13 protein-coding genes are annotated in these 13,765 nt (G+C 65.0%); 7 read left to right on the top strand and 6 right to left on the bottom strand.

The annotated features are described in order from the left end of the window. Window positions 1-153 precede the first annotated feature (153 nt). Window positions 154-897: an SDR family oxidoreductase gene (locus NKH05_RS14930; protein ID WP_023722917.1), complete on the top strand. Its 744-nt coding sequence runs from the start codon at window positions 154-156 to the stop codon at window positions 895-897. A gap of 41 nt (window positions 898-938) precedes the next feature. On the opposite strand, the gene NKH05_RS14925 is transcribed toward NKH05_RS14930, so the two are convergent. Further along, window positions 939-1,529 carry a DUF922 domain-containing Zn-dependent protease gene (locus NKH05_RS14925; protein WP_023722916.1) on the bottom strand — a complete coding sequence of 197 codons (591 nt, stop codon included), beginning with the start codon at window positions 1,527-1,529 and terminating at the stop codon, window positions 939-941. A 115-nt stretch (window positions 1,530-1,644) separates the two neighbouring features. Here NKH05_RS14925 and NKH05_RS14920 point away from each other — a divergent pair, with 115 nt between their 5' ends. From NKH05_RS14920 to NKH05_RS14910, 3 genes are all read left to right on the top strand, one after another. Beyond that, a complete protein-coding gene (locus NKH05_RS14920) occupies window positions 1,645-2,409 on the top strand; it encodes a pseudouridine synthase (RefSeq protein ID WP_352640973.1) in 765 nt (254 codons plus the stop codon). Window positions 2,410-2,510: 101 nt separating this feature from the next. Next, window positions 2,511-3,902: an NfeD family protein gene (locus NKH05_RS14915; protein ID WP_352788185.1), complete on the top strand. Its 1,392-nt coding sequence runs from the start codon at window positions 2,511-2,513 to the stop codon at window positions 3,900-3,902. After that, entirely contained in the window at window positions 3,899-4,657 is a 759-nt protein-coding gene (locus NKH05_RS14910; RefSeq protein ID WP_023722913.1) for a slipin family protein, read from the top strand. Before NKH05_RS14915 ends, NKH05_RS14910 begins: the two co-directional genes overlap by 4 nt. Window positions 4,658-4,698: 41 nt before the next feature. On the opposite strand, the gene NKH05_RS14905 is transcribed toward NKH05_RS14910, so the two are convergent. Further along, the gene (locus NKH05_RS14905; RefSeq protein WP_352855706.1) at window positions 4,699-5,628 is read right to left on the bottom strand and encodes a LysR family transcriptional regulator; all 930 of its coding nucleotides are present in this window, start codon (window positions 5,626-5,628) and stop codon (window positions 4,699-4,701) included. 106 nt (window positions 5,629-5,734) lie between these two features. On the opposite strand from NKH05_RS14905, the gene NKH05_RS14900 reads away from it, so the two are divergent. Continuing rightward, the gene (locus tag NKH05_RS14900) at window positions 5,735-6,745 is read left to right on the top strand and encodes a zinc-dependent alcohol dehydrogenase family protein (protein ID WP_023722348.1); all 1,011 of its coding nucleotides are present in this window, start codon (window positions 5,735-5,737) and stop codon (window positions 6,743-6,745) included. Window positions 6,746-6,974: 229 nt separating this feature from the next. Here the strand turns inward: NKH05_RS14900 and NKH05_RS14895 are convergent, their stop codons facing one another. From NKH05_RS14895 to NKH05_RS14885, 3 genes are read right to left on the bottom strand one after another with little or no spacing between them, the layout of a single operon-like run. Then, on the bottom strand, window positions 6,975-9,296 hold the full coding sequence (locus tag NKH05_RS14895) for a xanthine dehydrogenase family protein molybdopterin-binding subunit (protein WP_023722349.1): 2,322 nt from the start codon (window positions 9,294-9,296) through the stop codon (window positions 6,975-6,977). Beyond that, window positions 9,293-10,276 carry an FAD binding domain-containing protein gene (locus NKH05_RS14890; RefSeq protein WP_352855708.1) on the bottom strand — a complete coding sequence of 328 codons (984 nt, stop codon included), beginning with the start codon at window positions 10,274-10,276 and terminating at the stop codon, window positions 9,293-9,295. Before NKH05_RS14890 ends, NKH05_RS14895 begins: the two co-directional genes overlap by 4 nt. After that, window positions 10,273-10,758 carry a (2Fe-2S)-binding protein gene (locus tag NKH05_RS14885; protein ID WP_023722351.1) on the bottom strand — a complete coding sequence of 162 codons (486 nt, stop codon included), beginning with the start codon at window positions 10,756-10,758 and terminating at the stop codon, window positions 10,273-10,275. The genes NKH05_RS14890 and NKH05_RS14885 overlap by 4 nt, the downstream gene beginning before the upstream one ends. Before the next feature lie 672 nt (window positions 10,759-11,430). Between NKH05_RS14885 and NKH05_RS14880 the strand changes: the two genes are divergently transcribed. Next, entirely contained in the window at window positions 11,431-12,063 is a 633-nt protein-coding gene (locus tag NKH05_RS14880; RefSeq protein ID WP_023722352.1) for a TetR/AcrR family transcriptional regulator, read from the top strand. An 18-nt stretch (window positions 12,064-12,081) separates the two neighbouring features. On the opposite strand, the gene NKH05_RS14875 is transcribed toward NKH05_RS14880, so the two are convergent. Beyond that, window positions 12,082-12,522: a lipid-binding SYLF domain-containing protein gene (locus NKH05_RS14875; protein ID WP_023677323.1), complete on the bottom strand. Its 441-nt coding sequence runs from the start codon at window positions 12,520-12,522 to the stop codon at window positions 12,082-12,084. A 285-nt stretch (window positions 12,523-12,807) separates the two neighbouring features. Between NKH05_RS14875 and NKH05_RS14870 the strand changes: the two genes are divergently transcribed. Next, complete coding sequence (locus NKH05_RS14870) at window positions 12,808-13,743, top strand: hypothetical protein (protein WP_023722353.1); 936 nt, start codon at window positions 12,808-12,810, stop codon at window positions 13,741-13,743. Window positions 13,744-13,765 lie beyond the last annotated feature (22 nt).

Here is a 13,765-nt window from a genome sequence, read left to right as displayed (position 1 = left end):
GACATGGGCTTGCTGGAGGGCGCTGTCCCGCATGCCTTGAGGTACTCCGCGGGATGCGGCGCTGCGGAGTATCATGCCCAAGAACTCCCAGCATTGTTCCCAGAATGTCTGCGCCCTAGCTTCAGGGCGTGTTCAAAGCGTCAGGAGAAAACGATGCAGACAGGAAAACTGAGCGGCAAGATCGCCTTGGTGACGGGCGCCTCCTCCGGCATCGGCGAGGCCACCGCCTTGGCGCTGGCGGCCGAGGGCGCCACGCTGGCGATTGCCGCGCGGCGCACTGAGCGCCTGGACGATCTGGCGAGGCGGATCCGTGAGACCGGCAGCACCGCGCTGCCAATTGCCGTCGACGTCACCGACGAAGCGCAAGCCACGGCGATGGTCGAACGGGTCCTGCAGGAGTACGGCCGGCTCGACATTCTGCTTGCGGTTGCCGGCGTCGGCGTCGCCGCGCCGTTCCGCAATACGACGCCGGAAGAATACCGCCGGATGGTCGACGTCAACATTCTGGGCCTGCTTTATCCGATCCATGCGGCGCTGCCGTCGATGCAACGGCAAGGCGCCGGCCACATCGTCGTCGTTTCTTCCGGCACCGGCCGTTATATCCACCCTTCGGTGGTCTATTCCGGCACCAAGCACGCGGTAAGCGCGATGGCGGAATCGCTTCGCCGCGAGATCGGCAAGGACGGCATCCGCGTGACCTGCATCGAGCCTGGCGCCGTCAAGACCGAGTTCACCCAGAATATGCGCGCCGATGTGCGCCAGGCGGTCGAGCTAAGGCTTGGCGACATGGAGCAGCTGGAAAGCGAGGACATCGCCGCCGCCATCCAGTATGCGGTGACGCAGCCGCCACGGGTCAACGTCAACATCCTGACGCTCTATCCGACCGAGCAGGCATGAGCTTGGCCGACAGATATGGTGCCCTGCGCCGCCCCGCAGCATCATCCCCCGGTCATCAGCGTGAACACAAGCTGCCGCAGCTTGCCGCCCGGGCCGAATTCGACCCGGTCGAAATCGCGGCTCGCCTGCCGCTGTGCCTGCGAAATTCCGGCGAGCCGTCTCGTCACTTCGGTCCTGATCTTGCTGCAGCCGCGGTCGTCGGGGACGGTCAGGCCGATGGTGGCCGCCTCGATCTTGTGCACCATGTCGATGATGCTGGCGCCGTGCACCTTCTCGTGGGCGGCGAGGCCGGTTGCGAAAACCTCCCAGTTCTTCTGGATGGCGCCCGGCAGCCGCGCGGCCGGCTTCGGCAAGGTGTAGGTGATGATCAGCTTCGGCCGCGCCGACACCAGCACGCAGGCGTCGCCTTGCGGCTGGTAGTCCCTCACCCAGGTCAGCTTGAAATTGGTATGCGCGATGACGCGGCGCTCGCCGAGCAGCGGCCCGCGCCCGCCGATCGAGGCATAGAGCTCCGGCCCGGATTGCCCTGAGACGGCATAGGTCTCGACCTTCTCGACTGCCTGCCAGCCGGCATGCGCCGGCGATGCCGGCAGAGAGGCGAGCAGCAGGCAAAGGCGAATGGCTGTTTTCATGCAAGTCCTCGCAGCCGCTGCGCACGATGCAAAAGACATGCAGTTCCCTTCCGTGGACATAGCCTGCGGCCGGCTATAGTGGGATGCTCGTATACAAGAATCCACAGGCAACGCCATGTCGCCGCGACCGAACATTGCCCGGCAACGCCCTGCCCCCGGGACCCAGCCTCCCGGCGTCAGCCTGTGCCGCGCCCTGTCGAAGCTTGGCCTGTGCTCGCGTAAGCAGGCCGAGCTTCTGGTTGCCGAGGGGCGCGTGCGGGTTGCCGGCAAGATCGTGCGCAACGGCTCGATGCGCGTCGATCCCGGCCGCGACCGCATCGAGGTCGACGGCCACCGCGTCGCTGCCGAGCGCAAGGTCTATCTGATGCTCAACAAGCCGCGCGGGCTGGTCACCACCCGCGACGACCCGCAGGACCGCGGCACCGTCTATGATTGCCTGGCAGGGCTCGACCTGCCCTTCGTCTCGCCGGTCGGCCGCCTCGACAAGGCGAGCGAGGGCCTGCTCGTGATGACCAACGACACGCGCTTCGCGCAGCGCCTGCTCGACCCCGCCTCGCATGTCGCCAAGACCTATCACGTGCAGATCGGCGCCCTGCCCGACGAGGCCATGTTGGCGCGGCTGCGCGCCGGCGCGACAGTCGATGGCGACTTGCTGACGGCCCGGTCGATCGAGCTGCTGCGCGGCGGCACCAGCACCGCTTGGCTGGAGATCGTGCTCGACGAGGGCCGCAACCGCCATATCCGAAGGCTGCTCGGCGCCCACGATATCGAGGTGCTGCGCCTGGTGCGCGTTGCGATCGGCCCATTGCAGCTCGGCGACCTCGCCAAGGGCAAGACACGCCATCTGACCGCCGAAGAGCTGGCGCTGCTTCGGGCCTGAAGGACAGAGCGAAGCATCACCCCGCACCCAGGCCGGTTTGATGAGCGTTCTCATGGATTTCGGCAAAATCCAGCCCATATCCTAGATATGGAGCTTTGAGCGTGAAACTCGCGCGTGCGGTCCTGCTTGCCGCGGCTTTCGTGGCTGCTGCGGCCGTTTGTCCCTCTTCCGCAACCGGAGAGGCGAACGGCCGGGAGAAAATTGTGTTGCGCGTCGAGATCGACGGCGCCATCGGTCCGGCGAGTGCCAGGCAGCTCGAGGAAGCGCTGGCGGTGGCCGCGGACCGAAACGCCCAGGCTCTCATCCTGCAGATGGACACGCCCGGCGGGCTGGTTACCAGCATGCGCGAGATGATCGCCGCTATCCTCGCCTCGCCGGTTCCCGTCATCGGCTATGTCGCGCCCGCCGGCGGGCACGCGGCGAGCGCCGGAACCTACATCCTCTACGCTACCCATGTAGCGGCGATGGCGCCCGGCACCAATCTGGGCGCGGCAACGCCGATCGAGATGGGCGGGCCGCTGCCATCGTTTCCCGGCGACAAGAACGATGGCCCGGAGGCGGACAAGGACAAGAAGAACGCACCCGCGGGCGATGCGATGATCGCCAAGGCGACGAACGACGCCGTTGCCCTGATCCGCAGCCTGGCTGAATTGCGCGGGCGCAATGCCGAATGGGGTGAAAAGGCCGTGCGCGAGGCGGCCAGCCTGTCGGCCGGCGCGGCGCTGCAGGAGCATGTCATCGACTTCGTCGCCCGCGACACCACCGAGTTGCTTCAACTGGCCGACGGCCGGACCGTCGAGATCGCCGGCAAGAAAGAGGCATTGGCGACGAAAGGGCTGCCGGTTGAAACGCTCGAACCAGGCTGGCTCATCCGGCTTCTCGCCGTCATCACGGACCCAAACATCGCCGTCATCCTGATGCTGGTCGGCGTCTATGGCCTCGTCTTCGAATTCACGAGCCCGGGCGCGGTCGCGCCTGGCGTGATCGGCACGATTTGCCTTCTGCTCGGCCTCTATGCGCTCAATCTCCTGCCGATCAGCTATGCCGGCCTTGCCTTGATGCTGCTTGGCATCATCTTTCTCGTCGTCGAAGCCTTGAACCCGACAGTGGTCCTTGGGCTGGGAGGCGTGGCTGCGTTTCTGCTGGGCGCTGCCATGCTGCTCAAGATCGAGGGGCCCGGCTTCGAGATGTCGTGGGCCGTTATCGGCACCGCCGCCGTCCTGACGCTCGGCCTGGCGCTGTTGACCGGCAGCTATCTGTGGGCGGCCCGCAAGAACGTTCCGCGTGTTGGCGCACAGGCCATGCAGGGGCTGCCGGCGGAGATTCTCGACTGGCAGGGCAGCGAGGGCCACGTGCTCGCCCGGGGCGAGCGCTGGCGGGCAAAAGCCGACGAACCGCTTGCGGTGGGCGACAGCGTCGAGGTGGCTGATGTCAGGGGTCTTGTGCTGACGATACGGCGCCGCAATGTGGGAAGCGATGGAGCAAGGCAATGATCATCGGTTATGTGGCCTATCTGGCAGCAGCGCTCGTCGTGGTCATGTTCTTATCCGCGGCCATTCGCGTCCTGAGGGAATATCAACGCGGGGTGGTCTTCACGCTCGGCCGCTTCACCGGGGTCAAGGGCCCCGGCCTTATCATCCTCATCCCCTTCGTGCAGCAGATGGTGAAGGTCGACCTGCGAGTGGTGGTCCAGGACGTGCCGCCGCAGGACGTGATCTCGCGCGACAACGTCTCGGTGAAGGTCAACGCGGTGCTGTATTTTCGTATCGTCGACGCCGAGCGGGCGGTGATCCAGGTCGAAGACTTCATGACCGCCACCAACCAACTGGCACAGACCACGCTGCGCTCGGTGCTCGGCAAGCATGAGCTCGATGAAATGCTGGCCGAACGTGACAAGCTCAACAGCGATATCCAGGAGATTCTCGACCAGCGCACCGATGCCTGGGGCATCAAGGTCTCCGATGTCGAGATCAAGCATGTCGACCTCAACGAGAACATGGTCCGCGCCATCGCCAAGCAGGCCGAGGCGGAACGGCTGCGGCGTGCGAAAGTGATCAATGCCGACGGCGAACAACAGGCGGCGGCAAAGCTCGTCGAGGCTGGCAAGATGCTGGCCGAAGCACCGCAAGCCATGCAGCTACGCTATTTCGAGGCTCTCCATGACATCGCCGGCGAGCGCTCGTCGACGGTCGTGTTTCCGGTGCCAATGGATCTGCTCGGTCATTTCATCAAGCAGGGCGGGAAGTGAGGGAGGAGCGCATAATCTCCCTCGTGGGGAGATCAGCACCCTCACCTCTGCCACGGCGGGACCGGCGCAAAGCGTTTGCCGATCCAGTCGGCGAAGGCACGTGTCTTGGCGGCTTGCCCCTTGGCCGAAGGCATGACGACATAGACGGCCCCTTCGTCGGCAAGGGTCCAGTCCTCCAGCACTGGCACCAGCCGGCCGTCGGCGAGCTCGCGTCCGACCAGCCAATCCGTGCTCATCATCAGCCCGACGCCTTGCACGGCGGCTTCGACCAGGACCTCGGCGTCGTCGGTGACCAGCGGGCCGGAGACCTCGATACTGACGCGGCGGCCCGTGGTGTCGGTCATCTCCCAGGCCGGAAAGGTCTGGAAGCCTGAGAAGCCGAGACAGCTGTGTTCCAGCAGCGCTTCCGGCGCAGCCGGCGTGCCCCGGCGGGCGAGGTAGGACGGCGCGGCGCACAGCAGCCGCCGCCGTGTCGCGACCTTGCGCGCCACCAGCCGCGAATCCTCCAGCGCGCCGAGACGAACGGCAACATCGAAATTCTCGGCGACGAGATCGACGAAGCGGTTGGAGAACTCGGCCTCGATACGGACGTCGGGAAATTCGGCGAGAAACTGTGGCAGCAGGGGGCCGATCCACATGCGCCCGAACGAGCCGGGCAGCGCCAGCCGCAGCACGCCGCGCGGCCCGCCGCCGGCATGCGCCGACGCGACAGCCTCGGCTTCGTCGACGGCGGCCAGGATAGCGCGGATGCGGACGAGGAACTCCGAACCCGCCTCGGTCAGCGACACGCTTCGCGTCGTCCGGTGCAGCAGGCGCACGCCCAACCGCTCTTCCAGGGAGGCAAGGCGCCGCGACAGGATCGTTGCGTCGCGGCCGATGCGAGCCGCCGCCTTGGTGAAGGAGCGTACTTCGGCGATTGCCGCGAAGGCGGCCATTTCGGCCAATGCTGCCGGTTCGTGCGATTGCTGCATCTGGCGCAGAGCTCAAATGTAAAAGCCAAGGATTATATACCAATAGCGCAGCAGCTAGTTTCACTCAATCCCGGCCCGTCAATCGGCCCATCAACCGGAGTGAGACATGAAAGCGATCGAACTGACTGCCCCGAGACTGGACGCGTTTCGCGCGGCCACCGTTCCCACGCCTGAACCGCAGCGCGGCGAAGTGCTGATCCGCCTGCGCGCCGCAAGCCTCAACTTTGTCGACGTCGCGATCGCGAGCGGCAACTATCCAGGCCCGAGCTTTCCGCTCATTCCCGTCGTCGACGGCGCCGGCGAGATCGTCGGCATCGGCGAGGGCGTGTCGAGGCTCGCCGTCAACGACCGCATCATCGCCCATGCAAAACCGCGTTGGATCGGCGGCCGTCCGCGGCCTTATGAGACCAGAGAGATGCGCGGGCTGACACTGCCCGGCTCGCTCGCCGAATATGTCGTGCTGCCGGCCAATGCCGTCGTGCCGATGCCGGCTCACTTGTCCTTCGAAGCGGCAGCAACGCTGCCGATCGCTGGCACCACCGCCTGGAACGCGATCCGCGCCGCCGATGCCGGGCCCGGATCAGTCGTCGTCCTGCTCGGCACCGGCGGTGTGTCGATCTTGACCCTGCAGCTGGCAAAGGCAGCCGGCGCCACGGTCATCATCACCTCGTCGTCGGACGAAAAGCTGGCCCGCGCCAAGGCCTTGGGTGCGGATCATCTCATCAATTATCGTGAGACACCGGACTGGGACGCCAAGGTGCTCGAGCTGACCGACGGCCTCGGCGCCGATCTGATCGTCGAGACCGGCGGCTCGGCCACCTTCGCCCGCTCAATCAATGCCGCGGCGCCCGGCGGCACGGTGTTCGCGATCGGCTTCGTCACCGGCGCCGAGGCCACCACGAACCTGCTGCCGATCATCATCAAGGCGCTCAAGGTAGTGGGCAACAACACCGGTTCGGTATCCGACCTGCGCGACGCTGCGCGCGCTATCGGCGCCGCCCGTATCGATCCGGTCATCGACACAATCTACAGCCAGCACCAGGCGACCGAGGCCTACGCCCACATGGCGGCCGGCGGCCGGCATTTCGGCAAGCTTGCGTTCAGTCTGTCGTGGTGAGCCTGAAAAGGCAGGGCGTTCAAGCTGCCGATCTCCCCCCTCGTGGGGGAGATGTCCGGCAGGACAGAGAGGGGCGCTGTCCCTCCAGCCTATCAAGCAGTTCGCGCACCCACGTAAGGTTCTCAGCTCATCAAAGTTGAACTGAACGCTGGCGATCCTTCACGCCCCCCTCTGCCCTGCCGGGCATCTCCCCCACGAGGGGGGAGATTGGCAGTTCCACCGCGTCCGCCTAAATCAGCTTCTCCAGCGTGATCGGCAGATCCCGCACCCGTTTCCCGGTGGCGTGGAATACCGCGTTGGCGATCGCCGGCGCCACGCCGACGATGCCTAGCTCGCCGACCCCCTTACCGCCAAGCACCGAGGAATGCGGGTCGGGAATACCGACTGAGATTACCTCGATGTCGGGAATGTCGGCATTGGTGGCGATGAGATAGTCGGCGAGGTTGTTGTTGACGATGCGGCCGTGGCGGCGGTCGACGATGCCTTCCTCGAGCAGCGCCTGGCCGATGCCCATGATGATGCCGCCCTTCCACTGGCTTTCGGCGAGCTTGGGGTTATAGAGCCGGCCCGAATCCAGCGCCGATACCACGCGCGACACACGAACCGTGCCAAAGTCCTCGTCGACGCGCACTTCGATGAAATGCGCGCACCAGCTGTGGCGGGAATAGTCGCCCTCGGTGTGCGGCAGCGCCATGGCTATGGTGGTGTAGTTCTTGTAGCGGTCCTCGACCGTCGAATTGGCCGGCATCGTGTCGCCCTTGGCCTCGATATGCTGGCGCCCGACGCTGCTGAGCAGTTCGGCGATGGAAACTTCAGGGCCGTTGCCGCGCGGCGACGAAATGCGGCCATTGGCGACGACGAGCGTGTTGGCCTGCAGCGTATGGAACGGCGAAGCCGGATCACTGATGGCGAGCCCGACCAACTGGTCGAGCGCGGCACTCGCCGCCTTGTGGACGGCGCCGGTCATCACCCCGGCCAGCCGCGAACCGCCGGTGACGCCGGCACGGGCATAGCGGGAATCGCCGAGCTTGACGATGACGTTTTCCGCCGGCACGCCCAGCACCTCGGCGGCGGTCTGCGCCAAGATCGTGTAGGTGCCCTGCCCCATGTCGATCGACGAGCTTTCGACCTCAACCGAGCCGTCGGCGAGAATGCGCACGACCGCCTCGCCATAGGCGCGCCGCACCGGGTAGGTGCCGGCGGCGACGCCCCAGCCGATCAACTGGTTGCCGTCGCGCATCGAACGCGGCTGGGGCGTCCGCTTCGACCAGCCAAAGGCTTCAGCGCCGGCCGCGAACGCCTCGCGCAGCTGCCGTGTCGACCACGGCTTCTTCGCATGCGGATCCTGCTCGGCATAGTTCCTGAGACGGATTTCCAGCGGGTCGATACCGACCTCATAGGCGAGCTCGTCGATCGCGCTTTCGATGCCGAAGGCGCTCGGGTTCTCGCCCGGCGCGCGCAATGCCCCCGGCACCACCGTGTTGACCCGCACGACGTTCTGCCGCGACGAGAAATTCGGCGTCGCGTACATGACCGAGGTGACCGAGCCGAGCGGCTCGACCCACATGCCGTCGACCGAGGTCTCGTTGACGCCGCGATGCACGATCGACTGGATCTGACCCTCTGCGTTGGCGCCGAGCGCCACGGTCTGGCGCGTCGCCGCCCGTCCGCCATAGGCGGTGAAGGTCTGCGGCCTGCTGACCGCCAGCTTCACCGGCCGTCCCAGCATTTTCGCGGCGACTGCCGCCACCGCGCCGTAGCCATAGGCGAACGCCTTGGAGCCGAAGCCGCCGCCAATATAGGGCGAGACCAGTCGCACATTCTCGAACGGCACGCCGAACCATTCGGCATAGGTCCGCGCCATGCCGTCGAGCCACTGGCTCGGCTCCCAGACCGTGAGTTGGTCGTCCTGCCACTTTGCGATCAGGCCATGCGGCTCCATCGGCGCCTGGTATTCGCGCGGCGTGTTGTAGGCGTTGCAGATCCTGACCGGAGCCGAGGCGAACGCGGTCTCCGCCTCACCCCACTCCTTGGTCATCGCATCGACCGCAATGCCGTCGCCGGCTTTCGGATCGCTGAGGTCGACGATCGCCGGCGCCTCGTCATAGGCGATCTTGACCAGCGCCGCGGCTGCGACCGCCTGTTCGAAGCTCTCGGCCACCACCGCCGCGATATGCTGGCCGCTGAAGGTGATGCTGCGCGCCAGCGGGCAATAGGCAACAGCCGGCGGCGGCGTGCCCAGCCAGTCCGTGGCGGTTCTCAGCGGCAGGAAATTGTCGGGCGTCAGCACCAGCAGCACGCCCGGCGCGGCTTCGGCCGCTGCCGTGTCGATCGACTGCACCCGGCCGGCGGCAATGGTACTCTCGACCAGCACCGCATAGGTGAGCCCCTCGAGCTGCTGCTCGACGGCGTATTTGGCGGCACCGGTGATCTTGGCCGGTCCGTCGACGCGCGACAGCCGGCCGCCGACCTGATCCGCGAGGACGGCGCCGTCCGAAGCGTCGCCGCGTTTGGCATCGCCAGGTCTTGTTCTCAACTCGTGAACGGTCATGCCGTTTCTCCCATTTTGAGGATGGCGCGGGCGACGACGCGCGGCGCCAGTTCGATCTTGTAGTGGTTGGCGCCATGGTCGACGGCGCCCTCGACGGCGAGCAGGCTGGCTTGCCTGACGACCTCCGGCTCGAGCACCTTGCCTTTCAGCGCCTCTTCGACGGCGCGGGCGCGCCATGGCTTGGTGGCAACGCCGCCAAGCGCGACGCGCAGATCGCGGATCGTCCTTCCGTCGGCCTCGAACTCGATACCGACCGCGGCACTTGCCGCGGCGAATTCATAGGACTGGCGGTCGCGGACCTTGAGATAGGTCGAGCGGCGGGCGGCGGCCGAAGCGGGAATGCCGATCGCGGTGATCATCTCGCCGGGTTCGATCGCATGTTCCCGTTCGGGCGTGCTGCCCGGCGGCAGGAAAAAATCATCGACGGCGACCTGACGGTCGCCGAGATGGAGGATCGCGTCGAAGGCGACGAGCGCAACCGCCAGGTCGCCGGGATAGGTGGCGATGCAGGCTTCGCTGGTGCCGAGCACGGCATGACCACGGGTGACGCCGCCGATCGCCGAGCAGCCGCTGCCGGACGAGCGCTTGTTGCAAGCGGGGAAATTCGCCGGATCGCGGAAATAGGGGCAGCGCGTACGCTGCATCAAATTGCCGCCGATCGTCGCCATGTTGCGCAACTGCGCCGATGCGGCCTGCCACAATGCTTCCGAGACGGCTGGGAACCGACTCTTGATATCGGCATGGTCGGCGACGCGGCTCATCCTGGCCAGCGCGCCGATCGTGGCGCCCCGGTCATCAACGGCAATCGTGTCCAGTCCCTTGAGATGGGTGATGTCGACCACGGTCTCGGGTTCGGCAACGCCGCATTTCGCGAGATCGACAAGCGTCGTGCCGCCGGCCAAAAGCATGGCGCCGGGAAGTGCTGCTGCCTCACGGGCCGCATCGACGGAGCCGGCGCGGAGATACGAAAAGTCCCTCATGACGCGGCCTCCACGGCCGCCTGGCGCACGGCGGCGATGATATGCGGATAGGCGCCGCAGCGGCAGAGATTGCCGGCCATGTATTCGCGGATCTCCTCGTCGGAACCGGCATGGCCCTCGCGAATGCAGGCGACCGCCGACATGATCTGGCCCGGCGTGCAATAGCCGCACTGGAAGGCATCCTGTTCGAGGAAGGCGGCCTGCACCGCATGCAGCGTGCCATCCTCCCCGGCAAGCCCTTCGATGGTGGTGATGTCCCTGCTCTCAGCCTGAGTGGCAAGCGTCAGGCAGGCCAGCACGCGCTGGCCGTCGATATGCACCGTGCAGGCGCCGCACTGGCCCTGGTCGCAGCCCTTCTTGGTGCCGGTCAGGCCGAGATGGTCGCGCAAGGCGTCGAGCAGGGTAACGCGCGGTTCGACCTCCAGCTCATGTCGATGTCCGTTGATTTGAAGTTGGATTGGAGTTCGGGTTTTGCTTGTCATGGGGCGTCTGGCTCCAGTTGCTTGACGCGGGAGGGGATGATCTGGTGCCCGGCCGGCGAGCGGCAAGGTCAGCTTATGGCTAGGTGAAGGCTATCTTCCCCTTGGGGGAAATGCCCGGCAGGGCAGAGGGGGTCTGCCTGACTTGGCGCGACCTCGGGGAGGCTGCGGCTTGCGAGGTCGAAAGACGTGACATACCCGATCCCGTGATTACATGAGAAAGGCGCTCCACAATCGGAGGCGCCTCCGCTTATTACCTAAGGACCTGCTCGGCCCTGTTCAAGCCCAGGATCGAAAATGATCAAAATTGGAGAAAATTGGCAGGGCAGCCAGCCGTCATGCCTGGAGACAAAAAAGCACCACCGGCCCAAGCCGGTGGTGCTCTCTGAACTGTCTGTAGGGGCAGGACAGTCCAATGATCCTGAGGGGATCGTGCTCAATGTCGGCTCATTTTTGCCTCAGGGCATCGGCCGAACAGATGAGGAGTGCCGGCCGCGCCAGGAAATATCCTCCGTCGTCATCCACCGGGACAGGCAAGATGCGGAACGCCGGCCCAGACTCGATCCTGTGATTGTATTTACTTGCGATTATATTTGTCGGAGGCGTAACGAAGTTGGAGGCGTCTCCGTTGTTGAAACGGGGCCTGCCCTATTCGGATCAACACTGGAGAAAAAATTGGCCGCAGAGCCGCCCGTCATATCTGGAGACAAGGCCGAAGCCGCCGCTGCAAAACCGCTGCGCGCCGACGCGCAGCGCAACCGCGACGCACTGGTCGAGGTCGCGGCGAAAGCCTTTGCCGCGCATGGCGTCGATGCCTCGCTGGAGGAGATTGCGCGTCAGGCCGGCGTCGGCATCGGCACGCTCTACCGGCATTTCCCAACGCGCGAGCATCTGGTCGAGGTGGTTTATCGGCGCGAAGTGGAAGGACTGTGCCAGGCGGCCGACGAACTCGCCCACGATCATGTGCCCGACGTCGCGCTCGAACAATGGATGCAGCGCTTCGTCGACTACATCGCCACCAAGCGCGGGCTGTCGACAAGCCTGCGCATCCTGCTCACAACCAACTCCACCCTGTTCTCCGACGTTTCGGGCAGGGTGACGCTGGCTTTGCGGCGGCTGATCGATGCCGCGGTCGCCAACGGCTCGATCCGCAGCGACGTCGATGCCTCCGACGTGCTGCATGCGCTGGGCGGCATCTATTCGGCCCCGGACACCAAGGACTGGCGCGACCGCTCGCGCCGATTGGTGTCGCTGCTGATGGATGGGCTGCGGTTTGGAGCGGCCAAATCCGGCCCATCCAGGGAATGACGAATGCAATGACTGCCCTTATTTCAGCGAGATGCTCATACCGCTGAGATCGGCGTTGACTTGCAGACCTACCTGCCTGCCTGTGAGTTCGAGTTGGGCACCCTTGTCATTGGTCATGACGATCACCTGGGCTCCTTTGCCAAGCGCGCCGCCACCGCCCGCTGCACCGTACACCCCCGTCACATCCCGGGCGCGGCGTATGTGGCGCACGGTACCTTTGAAATAGGTCTTGGAGGCGCCGAAGGCGAGGCCGCCCGAGATGCCGCCGACCGAGATGGGATATCGGCGACCATGGAAGGTCAGTGTGCCCTCGCCTCCGGAGCCGCCGATGAAAAAGGCCGCCTTGTAGATGGCGAAGCGGATCGTACCGCTGTCGGCATGCGCGACGCTGGCAAAGCTAACTGCCGCGGCGGCGATGACGGCAACCGCGACTGAACGAAATCTGGACGAAATCTTCATGATGAGAACTCCTCAAGATCGCCGCATGCCCAGCCGACCGGGCACATCGGCGTCGTATCAAAGTCATAGCTGAACAGTCTCGCCCGTCATTGGTTCCAAGCACGCGGCCTGAATTCGGCTGCGAGAAGACCGCTACGAAACGAGGCGGACGGCGAGCATAGACCTGGCTGTAAGAACAGCGGCCGAATGGTGGGAATCCTTCGCCGGCGCTCCTATGAAAACGTAGGTGTTGAAGCCGAACGGTATTAGTCTGCGCTGTCTGGGGTTTCGGGAGCGCGGCAAAGAATGGATTTGAACTCTGGCTACGGCTACCTGCTGATCGGCGGCCTGATCCTGGTCGGTGCCGGGCTCCTGGTCGTTTCGCTGATCGTCAATCTCCGTGTGGCGCACAGTGTGCGTGACGACGTACGCCATCGTGAAAAGCTGCTGGAATATTATCGCAACATCTTTTCGCAGCTGGGCGTGATCCTGATCGGCATTGGCGTGTCCCTGTTCATCTTCTTTTTCCAGCAGAACTATCAGGACCAGCGTAAACGCGAAACGGAGCTCCAGCAGGTTCTCGCCAAACTGGCGGCGCGTATTGCCCGCGGCGGCGCCGTCGTGGAGGCCCTTGGCGAATTCGATGCGCTGCTGGATGATGGCGGCGCCTATGTCAGTCCGGAACTCGGCGGCAACAATGCCGCGGTCAGCGCCCACGGGACGGCGCTCGCCAAGCAGGTTTCGCAGATCCTTCTGGTCGAACGCGACGTCGATGTTCAGGGGTTCGATACCCTGAATTTATCACGCGATTTCGAAGCATCGTTCGTCGTCAACGAGCTCAACCCAACGCTATGGTTCAACATCGTCCGGGACGAGAGCGACATCAAATATGCCACCACTCAGATCGCCCTGGATTACAAGGACCTGCAGGATGCGATCGGCGGCGAGGCGATCGAGGTTGCGATCGCCAATCCCGAAAAGGAGCGGAAGATCAAGCAGGAGGTGCTCGACATTTTTTATGATGCCGACCTCCTGCGCCAGCGCAGCAGGCGGTTTCTCGGCCGCGCATGCTGGCTGTTCAGCAAGGGGCGCGGTTTCGTCAAGCTTGCACCGGCCAATGAGATCGAAGCCGATGCCAGGTCGCACCAAGAATGGATCGACCGGTCGAAACCCTTCCTGACGCAAGCGACGCCGGGCAGCGGCGATTGCTTCAAATTGCTCCAGTTCGGCCCGGCATCCTGAACCGGCAAAGGCTCGCCCGCCC

The sequence above is a fragment of the Mesorhizobium sp. M1399 genome (genome assembly GCF_040317735.1).
Taxonomy (GTDB): Bacteria; Pseudomonadota; Alphaproteobacteria; order Rhizobiales; family Rhizobiaceae; genus Mesorhizobium.
The sequence above is the reverse complement of the archived record's forward strand: the minus strand, read 5'-3'. Positions and strand labels throughout refer to the sequence as shown.

Excerpts from the sequence above, each read along its gene's own strand:
- NKH05_RS14930 (WP_023722917.1), top strand. The coding sequence starts at position 154 with ATGCAGACAGGAAAACTGAGCGGCAAGATCGCCTTGGTGACGGGCGCC.
- NKH05_RS14925 (WP_023722916.1), bottom strand. The coding sequence starts at position 1,529 with ATGAAAACAGCCATTCGCCTTTGCCTGCTGCTCGCCTCTCTGCCGGCA.
- NKH05_RS14920 (WP_352640973.1), top strand. The coding sequence starts at position 1,645 with ATGTCGCCGCGACCGAACATTGCCCGGCAACGCCCTGCCCCCGGGACC.
- NKH05_RS14910 (WP_023722913.1), top strand. The coding sequence starts at position 3,899 with ATGATCATCGGTTATGTGGCCTATCTGGCAGCAGCGCTCGTCGTGGTC.
- NKH05_RS14905 (WP_352855706.1), bottom strand. The coding sequence starts at position 5,628 with ATGCAGCAATCGCACGAACCGGCAGCATTGGCCGAAATGGCCGCCTTC.
- NKH05_RS14900 (WP_023722348.1), top strand. The coding sequence starts at position 5,735 with ATGAAAGCGATCGAACTGACTGCCCCGAGACTGGACGCGTTTCGCGCG.
- NKH05_RS14895 (WP_023722349.1), bottom strand. The coding sequence starts at position 9,296 with ATGACCGTTCACGAGTTGAGAACAAGACCTGGCGATGCCAAACGCGGC.
- NKH05_RS14890 (WP_352855708.1), bottom strand. The coding sequence starts at position 10,276 with ATGAGGGACTTTTCGTATCTCCGCGCCGGCTCCGTCGATGCGGCCCGT.
- NKH05_RS14885 (WP_023722351.1), bottom strand. The coding sequence starts at position 10,758 with ATGACAAGCAAAACCCGAACTCCAATCCAACTTCAAATCAACGGACAT.
- NKH05_RS14875 (WP_023677323.1), bottom strand. The coding sequence starts at position 12,522 with ATGAAGATTTCGTCCAGATTTCGTTCAGTCGCGGTTGCCGTCATCGCC.
- NKH05_RS14870 (WP_023722353.1), top strand. The coding sequence starts at position 12,808 with ATGGATTTGAACTCTGGCTACGGCTACCTGCTGATCGGCGGCCTGATC.